The sequence below is a fragment of the Streptomyces sp. NPDC016851 genome (genome assembly GCF_055562795.1).
This window is the reverse complement of the sequence record NZ_JBVHEP010000016.1, coordinates 156,979-170,151: the sequence shown is the minus strand read 5'-3', so window position 1 is coordinate 170,151 and position 13,173 is coordinate 156,979. Positions and strand designations below refer to the sequence as shown.

Below are 13,173 nucleotides of genomic sequence, written 5' to 3'. Positions count from 1 at the left end.
ACCTTCGGTGGGAGAGACGCGGCGGTCTGAACGGTCTGTACGGTCTGACGGTTTGTGAACGCACGCACAAGCGTCCGGCCCATTGTGGCAAACCGCCGCGAGCCCCGGCCCCTAGGGGTGCGGTCAGGGTCGTTCTCCACCCACGGGCCCTGTCGTAAGCGCCCGACCTGCGGCTACCTTCACGTACGTGGCGATGTTCCGACTTCAGAGCAGCAAGGTGCTCGCCGTCGACATGACCGGAGACGCCGTGAAGGCGAAGAACGGCTCGATGGTCGCGTACGACGGCGAGATGGCCTTCAAGAAGCTCAGCGGCGGCGGCGAGGGCATCCGGGGCATGGTGACCCGGCGGCTGACCGGCGAGCAGATGACCTTGATGGAGGTGAAGGGGCGGGGGACCTGCTGGTTCGCCGACCGCGCCTCCGAGATCAACCTGGTGGGCCTCCAGGGCGACAAGCTCTACGTGGAGTCCAGCAACCTGCTCGCGACCGACGGCGGGCTGCGCACGGGGACGGAGTTCACCGGCCTGCGCGGCGCCTCACAGGGCAACGGGCTGTTCACGACGACCGTCGAGGGCCACGGCCAGGCGGCGATCATGTCGGACGGCCCGGCGGTGGTGCTGCGGGTGAGTCCGCAGTATCCGCTGACCGTCGACCCGGGGGCGTATGTGGCGCACCAGGGGAATCTGCGGCAGTCCTTCCAGTCGGGTGTGACGTTCCGCACGCTGCTCGGGGAGGGCGGCGGCGAGGCCTTCCAGATGCGGTTCGAGGGGGACGGGCTGGTGTACGTGCAGCCGAGCGAGCGGAACACGATCGCGGGAGACGTGTGACATGGCCTTCCGGGAGATCAACGCGAAGATGGTCGAGGCGACGATCGCGCCGGGCCAGCGGCTGTTCAGCCAGCGCGGCGCGATGCTCGCCTACAAGGGCGAGGTGTCCTTCACGCCCAACACGGCCGGCGGGCAGGGCGGACTCATGTCGATGATCGGCCGCCGGGTCGCCGACGAGGACACACCCCTGATGACGGTCGAGGGCAGCGGCACCGTCCTCTTCGGGCACGGCGGGCATCACGTCCAGGTGATCCAGCTCGCCGGCGACACGCTGTACGTCGAGGCGGACCGCCTCCTGGCCTTCGAGGGCACGCTCCAGCAGGGCACGATGTTCCTGGGTTCGCAGGGCGGCGTCATGGGCATGGTGCGCGGGCAGGTCAGTGGCCAGGGACTGTTCACGACCACACTCAAGGGGCACGGGGCCGTCGCGGTCATGGCCCACGGCGGAGTGATCGAGATCCCGGTCACACCCCAGCGGCCGGTGCACGTGGACCCGCAGGCCTACGTCGCCCACCACGGCGACGTCCGCAACAAGCTGTCCACGGCCCTGGGCTGGCGGGACATGGTGGGCCGCGGCTCGGGCGAGGCGTTCCAGCTGGAGCTCAGCGGCAGCGGTGCGGTGTACGTCCAGGCGTCGGAGGAGAAGCTGTGAGCACGTACGGAACCCCGGGCGCCGGCCCCGCGGTCTTCGACCCGGCGACACTGCCGCCCGACGACAACGTCAACGCCTACACCTTCTGCGTGGAGCTCAAGGGGAGCCAGTGGTTCCTCCAGAAGGGGAAGATGATCGCCTACTACGGCTCGATCGACTTCAACGGCGTCGGACACGGCCGGCTGGACCGTCTCGTCCGCACGTCCTTCCATTCGCCACTGCACGCGAGCGACTGGGTCGTGGCGGAGGGCTCGGGCAAGATGCTCCTCGCCGACCGGGCCTTCGACGTGAACCCGTACGACCTCGAGGACGGCAACCTGACCATTCGCTCGGGCAATCTCCTCGCTTTTCAGCCAACTCTGTCACTGAAGCAATCAATCGTGCCGGGTTTCCTCACCCTCATCGGAACCGGAAAGTTCGTGGCCGCGTCGAACGGCCCCGTGGTGTTCATGGAACCCCCCATCCGGGTCGACCCCCAGGCCCTGGTCGGATGGGCCGACTGCCCCTCCCCGTGCCACCACTACGACCACGGGTACATGACCGGCGTAATGGGCGGTCTACGTGCACTGACGGGCCTCGGCGGGGCCTCCGGGGAGGAGCACCAGTTCGAGTTCGTCGGCGCCGGCACGGTCCTGCTCCAGTCGTCCGAGACCCTCATGGCGGAGCACGCCACGGGGGCCGTTCCACACCAGGCCGGCGTGCCCGGCGGCGGGGCGCACAGCCCCCAGGCAGGCCAGTCCGGAGTACCGCGTCTTCCCGGACAGCTGGGGGACCTCCAGCGTCGCTTCGGGCTGTGAGCGGTAGTCTGCGGAGTGTGACATCGAACGTCTGCGCACCGATGTTCGGCGGGTGCGCTCCGTCACATGAAAACCCTCACTAGTTCGCCTTTCAACCTTTTAGGTAGACTTCATTCATGGAGACCGAGACGGCCACCCGCTGGCTGACCGATGCGGAGCAGTGCGCCTGGCGCACCCACCTGGAGGTCAACAGGCTGTTGACGTACCAGCTCGAAAAGGACCTGCAGCCGTTCGGCCTGACAATGAACGACTACGAGATCCTGGTGAATCTCTCCGAGTCGGAGGACCAGCGGATGCGGATGAGCGACCTCGCCTCCGCGACCCTGCAGTCCAAGAGCCGCCTCTCCCACCAGATCACGCGCATGGAGAACGCGAACCTGGTCCGGCGGGAGAACTGCGAGTCCGACCGCCGGGGGCTCTACGCGGTCCTCACCGACCACGGCATGGCGACGATGCAGAAGGTCGCGCCCCACCATGTGGCGTCCGTGCGCAGGCACTTCATCGACCTGCTGTCCCCCGAGGCCCTGACGGAACTCGACAAGGCCCTCAAGCCCATCGCGGAGCACCTGCGCACCCAGCGCGGACGCCCGTGACCGCGGGACGGCACATCCCCGGCTAGGCGAGCGGCAGGCGGAGTTCGAACAGGGCTCCGCCTTCGGGCCCCCGGCCGGCCGTGAGCGTGCCGCCGTGCCGGACGGCGACGTCGCGGGCGATGGCGAGTCCCAGCCCGGCGCCGCCGTCGTCACGGCTGCGGGCGGCGTCCAGCCGTACGAACCGCTCGAAGATCCGCTCCCGGTCGGCCTCGGGCACGCCGTCCCCGTCGTCCGCCACCCCGACCACGGCCAGGTCACCCTCCCGCCGCACCGTCACGGTGACGGCCGACCGGGCATGCCGCTGGGCGTTGTCGAGCAGATTGGCCAGCACCCGCCCCAACTGCCCGCGTGATCCGGCCACGTTCACCGGCTCCGCGTCCACCGTCACACCCGTCCGCCCCTCGGCCGCCTCCCGGGCCAGCCCGGCGAGGTCGACCTTCGCGCCACCCGGCCGCTCCCCCGCGTCGAGCCGGGCGAGGAGCAGCAGGTCGGCGGCGAGCCGCTGGAGCCGCACGGTGTCCTCCACGGCCCCGTCGAGGTCCAGCAGTTCGGGATGCGCGGCGGCCACCTCCAACTGGGTGCGCAGCGAGGCGATCGGGCTGCGCAGTTCGTGGGAGGCGTCGGCGACGAAGCGCCGCTGGCGCTCGACGGAGGTCTCCAGGGCCGCGAGCGTCTCGTTCGTCGTCAGGGCGAGCCGGGCGACCTCGTCGTGCGTCTGCGGCTCCGGAACACGCCGCGCGAGGTCCTGGGAGGCAGTGATCGCGGCCATCTCGCTGCGGATGCCCTCCACCGGCCGCAGCGCCCGCCGCGTGACCAGCCAGGTCACCCCCGCGACGACGCCGAGCAGCAGCGGGAACCCGATCAGCATCACCGTCGTCGCGCTCCGCACGGCCCCGTGCTCTGCGGCCAGCGCGGCACCGGCGTAGACCTTCAGCCGCCCCCGGTCATGCGTCTCGACCTCGACGGCGGCGAACCGGTAGTCCTCCGTCTCACCGTCGATCGTCGCGGACCCGTTCCGGAAGGTGCTCTCCCCGGCGATCTCCCCCGGTTCGAGGGACTCCTCGTGGTCGTCGGAGTCGTCGTCATCGTCCCCCTTGGCCGCCGCCGACGGCAGCGGCTTCACCCGGTCGGACTCGGTGCCGCTGATCTTCTGCAGATCCTCGCTGACCGCGACCACCCGCTTCTTCTCGGCGAGCACCTGGACCGGCCCGTCGTCGCCGTCCAGCCCGGACAGCTTGTCGTACGGCGTCCCGGCGGCGAGCTCGGCGGCGACCGCCCGGGCGGAGCGCTCCGCCCGGGTACCTGCCTCACCCATCAGGTTGGACTTCAGGGACAGCAGGACGGCGGCCCCGGCCGCGACGAGCGCCACCGCGACCACGAGCGTGGCTCCCAGCGTGGCCCGCGCCCGGACGGACCCGAACAGCCGCCTCATGGCGACGTCTCCAGCCGGTACCCGGCGCCGCGCACGGTCCGGATCAGCCCCGCCCGCAGCTTCCGCCGCAGGGTGCTGACGTACACCTCGACGATGTTGGGATCGCCGTCGTACGCGAAGTCCCACACGTGTTCGAGGATGTCGGACTTGGACACGACCTCCCCGGCCCGCAGCACGAGGTGCTCCAGCACGGAGAACTCCTTGGCGGTCAGGGCGACCTCGTCCTCCCCCAGGAACACCCGCCGGGCCGCGGTGTCCACCTTCAGGTCCCCGTGCACATGCACGGGCGAGGCCCCGGCACCCACGCCGCGCCGCCGCAGCAGCGCCTTGATCCGGGCGACGAGCACGACGTACGAGAAGGGCTTGGTCAGGTAGTCGTCCGCGCCGGTGTCGAGCCCCTCCGCCTCGTCGTACTCGCCGTCCTTGGCGGTGAGCATCAGGATCGGCACCTCGTGCCCGGCGGCGCGCAGGGCGGCGCAGACCCGGTAGCCGTTGAGGCCCGGCAGCATGATGTCGAGGATCACCAGGTCGTACGTGCCCTCCGAGGCCTGGTGCAGCCCCTCCCGTCCGTCGTGGACGACGTCCACGGCGTACCCCTCGGCCGTCAGGCCCCTGGCGAGCGACAGGGCCAGCCGCTTCTCGTCCTCCACGATCAACAGGCGCATGGGTAAAGAGTGGCAAAGCCAAGCTGAAGATCCCTTCAGGGGTCTTCAGGTTCCTCTCAGCGTCGGTCAGCCAGATTGGAACACGTCGAAAACGAAACGACTCGGGAGGAATCCGCATGAAGCGCAACATCGTGATCGCCGCTGTGACCGCCGCCGCTCTGATCGGAGGCGGTACGGCCACGGCACTCGCGACCACGGGAGACGACCAGGGCTCGGCGCGGCAGGCGGCGAACACCCGGCTGTCGGACGACGACGGCCGCGACGACCAGGACGGCGCGGACGCGCAGGACGACCGCGACGACGACGCGCGCGCCGCTTCCGCCGATGTGTCGGCGCCCGACGCCATCGCGTCCGCGCTGAAGCACACGTCCGGCACGGCCGTGTCCGCCGAGCTGGACGACGAGGACGACAGCGGCAAGGTGATCTGGAAGGTCGACGTCCTGTCCGGCGACAACAGCTGGCACAGCGTGAGCGTCGACCCGTCGAACGGCAAGGTGCTCGGCTCGCACACCGACGACGAGGACGACACGGCGCAGGTGCGGGCGGCGCTGAAGGGTGCGTCCGTGACCGCCGAGGAGGCCGCGAAGGCCGCCGGCGGCAAGGGCACGGTGACGTCCGTGGACCTGGACGAGGACGGCAAGAACAAGTCCTGGGAGGCCGAGACGCACAAGTCCGGCGGCGCCGAGCAGGACTGGAGGATCGACCTCACCACGGGCAAGATCACGGCGGACCAGGACCAGGACCAGGACGACGACCAGGACTGACCCGCTACTGCCCCCTTCCCACCGCCCCGGCGTCGCTGCTGACGCCGGGGCGTCGCGCAGCTCGGCGCGACGAGGTGCCGCTGCGCCCACCCGTGCCGCCCCAGCGGCACGACTGCCCGCAGCTAGGCGGACCCGCACCCGCCTACGGCGAGAAGGGGACGTGTCGGGGGGTGTCCGCCCGCAGCGGTTGGCGCGTCAACGCGAGTTAGTCGGTGTCCGACCCCATCGCGCCGTTCCGAGGACGGACACCCCCCGGCGCGGCCCCGACCCACCACCCGGCGTCAGGCGCTACGCGCACCCCCACCGAACCAGCCACAGGCCGCCGCAGGCACCCCGCCCACCGGCGATTCAGCCCTCCGTCAACCCGGCGACCAGCTCATCAGCCGCCCGGTACGGATCCAGCTCCCCGGACACGATCCGCTCCGCGAGCGCGCCCAGGCGCCGGTCCCCGTGCAGATCCCCGATCCGCTCCCGCAGCGCCGTCACCGCGATCGTCTCGACCTCCCGCGCCGCACGGGCCATGCGCCGCTCCGCGAGGACGTCCCGCTCCTCCATCCAGGCGCGATGCTTCTCCAGGGCCTCGACGACCTCGTCCATGCCCTCCCCGCGCGCGGCCACCGTCTTCACGATGGGCGGGCGCCAGTCCCCGGGACGCCGGGCCTCTCCCAGCCCCAGCATGTGGTTCAGCTCGCGAGCCGTCGCGTCCGCCCCGTCCCGGTCGGCCTTGTTCACGACGTACACGTCACCGATCTCCAGGATCCCGGCCTTGGCCGCCTGGATGCCGTCCCCCATCCCCGGGGCCAGCAGCACCACGGACGTGTCCGCCTGCGAGGCGATCTCCACCTCCGACTGCCCGACCCCCACCGTCTCGACGAGGATGACGTCACAGCCCGCCGCGTCCAGCACCCGGATCGCCTGGGGCGCGGCCCACGCGAGCCCGCCCAGATGCCCGCGCGTGGCCATCGAGCGGATGTACACGCCCGGGTCCGATGCGTGCTCCGACATCCGCACCCGGTCCCCGAGCAGCGCACCCCCGGAGAACGGGGACGACGGGTCGACGGCGAGCACGCCGACCCGCTTGCCCTGCTTGCGGTACGCGGTCACCAGCGCCGAGGTCGACGTGGACTTGCCGACCCCCGGCGACCCGGTCAGCCCGACCACGTACGCCTTGCCGGCCAACGGCGCCAGCGCCGCCATGACCTCCCGCAGCTGCGGGGACGCCCCCTCCACGAGGGAGATCAGCCGGGCCACGGCCCGCGGCCGGCCCTCCCTCGCCTGGGCCACCAGGGTGGAGACGTCCTGCATCACAGCTCCGTTCGGATAAGGGGCGTACCGGTACTCAGGCCTTGGGCACGCGCACGATCAGCGCGTCACCCTGACCACCGCCACCGCACAGCGCGGCCGCGCCCACGCCGCCACCACGCCGCTTCAGCTCCAGCGCGAGGTGCAGCACGAGCCTCGCACCGGACATCCCGATCGGGTGACCCAGGGCAATGGCACCACCGTTGACATTCACCTTTTCGGTGGACACCCCGAGGTCCTTCATCGACTGCACGGCCACCGCCGCGAACGCCTCGTTGATCTCGATGAGATCGAGGTCCTCGACGCCCAGCCCCTCCTTCTTCAGCGCGTGCTGGATCGCGTTGGACGGCTGGGACTGGAGCGAGTTGTCCGGCCCGGCCACGTTCCCGTGCGCGCCGATCTCCGCGATCCACTCCAGGCCGAGCTCCTGCGCCTTGGCCTTGCTCATCACCACGACGGCGGCGGCACCGTCGGAGATCTGCGAGGCGGAACCGGCCGTGATCGTGCCGTCCTTGGCGAAGGCGGGACGGAGCTTGCCGAGGGACTCGGCGGTGGTGTCCCCGCGAATGCCCTCGTCCTTGCTGCACAGCACCGGGTCACCCTTGCGCTGCGGGATCTCGACCGGGGTGATCTCGGCCTCGAAGAGGCCGTTCTTCTGCGCGGCGGCGGCACGCTGATGGCTCAGCGCCGCGAACTCGTCCTGCTCGGGTCGCGCGATGCCGAGACGCGTGTTGTGCTTCTCCGTCGACTCGCCCATGGCGATGTTCTCGAAGGCGTCGGTCAGACCGTCGTACGCCATGGCGTCGAGCATCTCGATCGCGCCGTACTTGAAGCCCTCACGGGACTTGGGCAGCAGATGCGGGGCGTTGGTCATGGACTCCTGGCCGCCCGCGACGATCACGTCGAACTCACCCGCACGGATCAGCTGGTCGGCGAGAGCGATGGCGTCGAGGCCCGACAGACACACCTTGTTGATGGTCAGCGCCGGCACGTTCATCGGGATGCCGGCCTTGACCGCGGCCTGGCGCGCCGGGATCTGCCCCGCCCCGGCCTGGAGCACCTGACCCATGATCACGTACTGCACCTGGTCGCCACCGATCCCCGCACGGTCGAGGGCGGCCTTGATCGCGAAGCCGCCGAGGTCGGCTCCGGAGAAGGACTTCAGTGAACCGAGCAACCGCCCCATGGGCGTACGCGCCCCCGAGACGATCACCGAGCTGGTCGTAGCAGAAGACATGAGCTGCGATCCCCTTACCGGCTGCACAGCCGAGGAGTGAACGAGGGTTTACTTCGAATGTACTGACCAGTACTCCACCGCGTCATCGGGCTGTCGGTGTGATCGCGCGCACGTTGCGTAACCACCTCCGGAGCGCTGCACTGAATCCATGCTGACGCGAATCGACCACATCGGGATCGCCTGTTTCGACCTCGACAAGACCGTCGAGTTCTACCGTGCCACCTACGGCTTCGAGGTGTTCCACTCCGAGGTCAACGAGGAGCAGGGCGTGCGCGAGGCCATGCTCAAGATCAACGATACGTCCGACGGCGGCGCCTCGTACCTGCAGCTCCTGGAGCCGACCCGCGAGGACTCCACCGTCGCGAAGTGGCTGGCGAAGAACGGGGAGGGCGTCCACCACATCGCTTTCGGTACGGCGGACGTGGACGCCGAGGCCGCGGACATCAAGGACAAGGGCGTACGCGTGCTGTACGAAGAGCCGCGACGCGGTTCCATGGGGTCACGGATCACCTTCCTGCACCCGAAGGACTGTCATGGCGTACTGACAGAACTGGTCACTTCGGCGGCCGTTGAGTCACCTGAGCACTGACCCTCGTACATAGGGGCCGGTAGGGTTGGGGGCGGTCGCCGCTCAGCCAGGGTGACCGCGGTCCCGCCGTGCGACGGCAGGACCACCGGGGTCCGGGTTTCGGGGGACGAGCGTCGGGGCAGCAGCCTCTGCTCCGCCGATGATCTGACACCATTCCCCGGGGGCCCCGTCCGGCGGATGGACGGAGCTCGTTTGGAGAGAGTTGCGACCAGGGGACGGATGGGACCGCGCAGTGCGGGGCTACGAGAGCCAGGAGCGAGAGCCGGCGGCTGACGTCGACCACCTCTCTCGGTTCGAAGCCGAGATGAAGCGGCTGAAGACCGAGCGGGAAAAGGCGATCCAGCACGCCGAGGACCTCGGCTACCAGGTCGAGGTGCTGCGCGCCAAGCTGCACGAGGCGCGGCGCACCATCATGTCCCGGCCCTCCTTCGACGGCGGCGACATCGGCTGGCAGGCCGAGCAGTTGCTGCGCAACGCGCAGATGCAGGCCGACCAGATCCGGGCGGACGCCGACCGTGAGCTGAGCGAGGCCCGGGCCCAGACCCAGCGGATCCTCCAGGAGCACGCCGAGCAGGCGGCCCGGCTCCAGGCGGAGCTGCACCAGGAGGCCGTGACCCGGCGCCAGCAGCTCGACCAGGAGCTGGCCGAGCGCCGCCAGACGGTCGAGTCGCACGTCAACGAGAACGTGGCGTGGGCCGAGCAGCTGCGGGCCCGCACCGAGCAGCAGGCCCGCCGGCTGCTGGAGGAGTCCCGCGCCGAGGCCGAGCAGGCCCTGGCGACCGCCCGCGCGGAGGCCGAGCGGCTGACGACCGAGGCCCGGCAGCGGCTGACGGGCGCGGCCGAGGAGGCCCGCGCGGAGGCCGAGCAGATCCTGCGGCGTGCCCGCACGGACGCCGAGCGGCTGCTCAACGCCGCCTCCACCCAGGCCCAGGAGGCCACCGACCACGCCGAGCAGCTGCGGACGTCCACGGCCTCGGAGTCGGAGTCCGCGCGCCGCCAGGCCCAGGAGCTGAGCAAGGCCGCCGAGCAGCGGATGACGGAGGCCGAGGAGGCGCTGCGCAAGGCGCAGACCGAGTCGGAGAAGCTGGTCGCGGAGGCCAAGGAGGCCGCCGCCAAGGCCCTGGCGAGCGCGGAGTCCGCGAACGAGACGCGTACGCGCACCGCCAAGGAGCAGGTCGCCCGGCTGGTCGAGGAGGCCACGAAGGAGGCCGAGAACACCAAGTCCGAGGCCGAGCAGCTCGTCGCTGACGCCCGCGCCGAGGCGGAGAAGATCGTCGCGGAGGCCTCCGAGAAGGCCCGCACGCTCACGGCCGAGGAGACGGCGACCCAGCTGTCCAAGGCGGCCAAGACCGCCGAGGAGGTCCTCAACAAGGCGTCGGAGGACGCCAAGAAGACCACCAAGGCCGCGGCCGAGGAGGCCGAGCGGATCCGCAGCGAGGCCGAGGCCGAGGCGGACCGGCTGCGCGCCGAGGCGCATGACATCGCCGAGGAGCTCAAGGGCGCGGCGAAGGACGACACCAAGGAGTACCGCGCCAAGACGGTCGAGCTCCAGGAGGAGGCCCGCCGGCTGCGCGGCGAGGCCGAGCAGCTGCGCTCGGACGCGGTCGAAGAGGGCGAGAAGATCCGCGCCGAGGCCCGCAAGGAGGCCGTGGCGCAGATCGAGGAGGCGGCGCGGTCCGCCGAGGAGCTGCTCGCCAAGGCGAAGGCGGACGCGGACGAGCTGCGGACGACGGCCCAGACGGACAGCGAGAGGGTCCGCACCGAGGCCATCGAGCGGGCGACGACGCTGCGCCGGCAGGCCGAGGAGACCCTTCAGCGCACCCGGCAGGAGGCCGAGCGGCACCGCGAGGAGGTCGTCGAGCAGGCCGAGGCCCTCAAGGCGGAGGCCGAGCGTGCGGTGCGGGAGCTGCACGAGGAGACCGAGCGGGCCATAGAGGACCGTCGCGCGGAGGCCGCCCAGGAGCTGACGCGGCTCCAGACGGAGGCGGAGGAGCGGCTGGCGGCGGCCGAGCAGGCGCTGTCCGACGCCCGTGAGGAGGCCGCGCGGATCCGCCGCGAGGCCGCCGAGGAGAACGAGCGGCTGCGTGCCGAGGCAGCCGAGCGGATCCGTACGCTCCAGCAGCAGGCCGAGGCGGAGGCCGAGCGGCTGCGCGACGAGGCCGCGTCCGACGCGTCGGCCGCGCGTGCCGAGGGCGAGGCCGTCGCCGTCCGCCTGCGGTCGGAGGCCGCGAGCGAGGCCGAGCGGCTGAAGTCGGAGGCGCAGGAGAGCGCCGACCGGGTCCGCGCGGAGGCGCAGGCCGCCGCCGAGCGGCTGGCCACGGAGGCGTCCGAGACGCTGGCCGCCGCCCAGGACGAGGCCAACCGGCGGCGCCGGGAGGCCGAGGAGCTCCTCGGCAGCGCCCGGCAGGAGGCCGACCAGGAGCGCGAGCGGGCCCGCGAGCAGAGCGAGGAGCTGCTGGCTTCCGCGCGCAGGCGCGTGGAGGAGGCGCAGACCGAGGCCGTCCGGCTGGTCGAGGAGGCCGACCGGCGTGCCACGGAGATGGTGTCGGCGGCCGAGCAGCACGCGCAGCAGGTCCGGGACTCCGTCGTGGGGCTGCACGAGCAGGCGCAGGAGGAGATCACCGGGCTGCGCAGCGCCGCCGAGCACGCGGCGGACCGTACGCGGCGGGAGGCGCAGGAGGAGGCGGACCGGGTCCGCTCCGACGCCTACGCCGAGCGGGAGCGCGCGAGCGAGGACGCCGGCCGGCTGCGGCGCGAGGCGCACGAGGAATCCGAGGCCGCCAAGGCGCTCGCCGAGCGGACGATGTCCGAGGCGATCGCGGAGGCGGAGCGGATCCGCGCGGACGTCGCCGAGCACGCCCAGCGGGTGCGTACGGAGGCGTCGGACGCCATCGCGGAGGCCGAGCAGAGCGCCTCGCGCACCCGGGCGGACGCCCGCGAGGACGCCAACCGCATCCGCTCGGACGCGGCGACGCAGGCGGACACCCTCATCACCGAGGCGCGCAACGAGGCGGAGCGGCTCACGACCGAGACGGTCCAGGAGACCGACCGGCTGCGGATGGAGACGGTCACGGAGGCCGAGCGCGTCCGTACGGAGGCCGTCTCCGAGGCGGAGCGCCTGCGTTCCGAGGCGGTCGCGGAGGCCGAGCGGGTGCGGGCCGAGTCGGTCGCCAAGGCCGACCAGCTGGTCGGGGAGGCCACGGACGAGGCGGAGCGGCTGCGGGCGGAGGCCGCGGAGACGGTCGGCTCGGCGCAGCAGCACGCCGAGCGGGTCCGCGGCGAGGCCGAGCGCGTCAAGGCGGACGCCGAGGCGGAGGCGGAGCGGCTCGTCAACTCCGCGCGCGAGGAGGCCGACCGGACGCTGGACGAAGCCCGCAAGGACGCCAACAAGCGGCGTTCCGAGGCGGCCGAGCAGGTCGACAAGCTCATCTCGGAGACCACGGCGGAGGCCGACAAGCTGCTCACCGAGGCGCAGCAGCAGGCGCACAAGACCACCGCGGAGGCCGAGTCGCAGGCCGACACGATGGTGGGCGCGGCCCGAAAGGAGGCCGACCGGCTCGTTTCCGAGGCGACGGTCGAGGGCAACTCGCTGGTGGAGAAGGCCCGTACGGACGCGGACGAGCTGCTGGTCGGCGCCCGCCGGGACGCCACGCAGATCCGGGAGCGCGCCGAGGAGCTGCGCGACCGCATCACGGCGGAGATCGAGGAGCTGCACGAGCGGGCCCGCCGGGAGTCGGCGGAGGCGATGAAGTCGGCGGGCGACCGCTGCGACGCGCTCGTCAAGGCCGCGGAGGAGCAGCTCGCGAAGGCTCAGGCGCAGGCCAAGGAGATCGTGTCGGAGGCCAACTCCGAGGCGGGCAAGGTCCGTATCGCCGCGGTGAAGAAGGCGGAGGGGCTGCTCAAGGAGGCCGAGCAGAAGAAGTCCACGCTGGTCCGGGAGGCCGAGGAGCTCAAGGCCGAGGCGATCCGCGAGGCCAAGCGCACGGTCGAGGAGGGCAAGCGCGAGCTGGAGGTCCTGGTCCGCCGCCGCGAGGACATCAACGCCGAGATCTCCCGTGTCCAGGACGTCCTGGAGGCGTTGGAATCCTTCGAGGCCCCGTCCCCGGCCAAGGACAACGGAGTCAAGGCAGGCGCAACAGTCGGCGCACCCCGTTCGGGTGGCAAGTCCTCGGAAAGCTAGCGAACCGGGGCGAAACCGGTGTGTGCTGGAGCCTTTGGCCACGTCTTTGGCAAGCGGTCCCGGGGTCAGCCACTCAAAAGGGGTCTCATTTTGCAGATCAAACGCGCATCCGCTCGATGACACACCGTTTCGGCCC

11 protein-coding genes are annotated in these 13,173 nt (G+C 71.4%); 7 read left to right on the top strand and 4 right to left on the bottom strand.

Annotated elements, in window-relative coordinates; translation table 11 throughout:
• Nucleotides 1-193 precede the first annotated feature (193 nt).
• The 4 genes from ACZ3I3_RS25175 to ACZ3I3_RS25160 all read left to right on the top strand — a co-directional run bounded on the left by ACZ3I3_RS25175 (nucleotide 194) and on the right by ACZ3I3_RS25160 (nucleotide 2,868).
• Nucleotides 194-826, top strand: a complete 633-nt coding sequence (locus ACZ3I3_RS25175) for an AIM24 family protein (RefSeq protein WP_010048561.1) — start codon at nucleotides 194-196, stop codon at nucleotides 824-826.
• 1 nt (nucleotide 827) lies between these two features.
• Nucleotides 828-1,478 (top strand): AIM24 family protein, encoded by a 651-nt coding sequence (locus ACZ3I3_RS25170; RefSeq protein ID WP_467368580.1) that lies wholly within the window; start codon nucleotides 828-830, stop codon nucleotides 1,476-1,478.
• Nucleotides 1,475-2,275, top strand: coding sequence for an AIM24 family protein (locus tag ACZ3I3_RS25165; RefSeq protein WP_467368578.1), 801 nt, complete (start codon nucleotides 1,475-1,477; stop codon nucleotides 2,273-2,275). The genes ACZ3I3_RS25170 and ACZ3I3_RS25165 overlap by 4 nt, the downstream gene beginning before the upstream one ends.
• A gap of 116 nt (nucleotides 2,276-2,391) precedes the next feature.
• Nucleotides 2,392-2,868, top strand: coding sequence for a MarR family winged helix-turn-helix transcriptional regulator (locus tag ACZ3I3_RS25160; protein ID WP_086564495.1), 477 nt, complete (start codon nucleotides 2,392-2,394; stop codon nucleotides 2,866-2,868).
• A 22-nt stretch (nucleotides 2,869-2,890) separates the two neighbouring features.
• Here ACZ3I3_RS25160 and ACZ3I3_RS25155 read toward each other — a convergent pair whose 3' ends face one another.
• Both ACZ3I3_RS25155 and ACZ3I3_RS25150 read right to left on the bottom strand, forming a co-directional pair.
• Complete coding sequence (locus ACZ3I3_RS25155; RefSeq protein WP_467368575.1) at nucleotides 2,891-4,300, bottom strand: sensor histidine kinase; 1,410 nt, start codon at nucleotides 4,298-4,300, stop codon at nucleotides 2,891-2,893.
• Complete coding sequence (locus ACZ3I3_RS25150; RefSeq protein ID WP_356924531.1) at nucleotides 4,297-4,965, bottom strand: response regulator transcription factor; 669 nt, start codon at nucleotides 4,963-4,965, stop codon at nucleotides 4,297-4,299. Before ACZ3I3_RS25150 ends, ACZ3I3_RS25155 begins: the two co-directional genes overlap by 4 nt.
• Nucleotides 4,966-5,081: 116 nt before the next feature.
• Here ACZ3I3_RS25150 and ACZ3I3_RS25145 point away from each other — a divergent pair, with 116 nt between their 5' ends.
• Nucleotides 5,082-5,729, top strand: a complete 648-nt coding sequence (locus ACZ3I3_RS25145; RefSeq protein ID WP_467368573.1) for a PepSY domain-containing protein — start codon at nucleotides 5,082-5,084, stop codon at nucleotides 5,727-5,729.
• A 348-nt stretch (nucleotides 5,730-6,077) separates the two neighbouring features.
• Here the strand turns inward: ACZ3I3_RS25145 and meaB are convergent, their stop codons facing one another.
• Both meaB and ACZ3I3_RS25135 read right to left on the bottom strand, forming a co-directional pair.
• Nucleotides 6,078-7,034, bottom strand: a complete 957-nt coding sequence (gene meaB, locus ACZ3I3_RS25140; protein WP_467368571.1) for a methylmalonyl Co-A mutase-associated GTPase MeaB — start codon at nucleotides 7,032-7,034, stop codon at nucleotides 6,078-6,080.
• Between the two features lie 34 nt (nucleotides 7,035-7,068).
• Entirely contained in the window at nucleotides 7,069-8,268 is a 1,200-nt protein-coding gene (locus tag ACZ3I3_RS25135; RefSeq protein WP_467368569.1) for an acetyl-CoA C-acetyltransferase, read from the bottom strand.
• 148 nt (nucleotides 8,269-8,416) lie between these two features.
• On the opposite strand from ACZ3I3_RS25135, the gene mce reads away from it, so the two are divergent.
• Nucleotides 8,417-8,857, top strand: coding sequence for a methylmalonyl-CoA epimerase (mce, locus tag ACZ3I3_RS25130; protein ID WP_059417187.1), 441 nt, complete (start codon nucleotides 8,417-8,419; stop codon nucleotides 8,855-8,857).
• 232 nt (nucleotides 8,858-9,089) lie between these two features.
• Nucleotides 9,090-13,037 (top strand): polarized growth protein Scy, encoded by a 3,948-nt coding sequence (gene scy / locus ACZ3I3_RS25125; protein WP_467368567.1) that lies wholly within the window; start codon nucleotides 9,090-9,092, stop codon nucleotides 13,035-13,037.
• The last annotated feature ends 136 nt before the right edge of the window (nucleotides 13,038-13,173 follow it).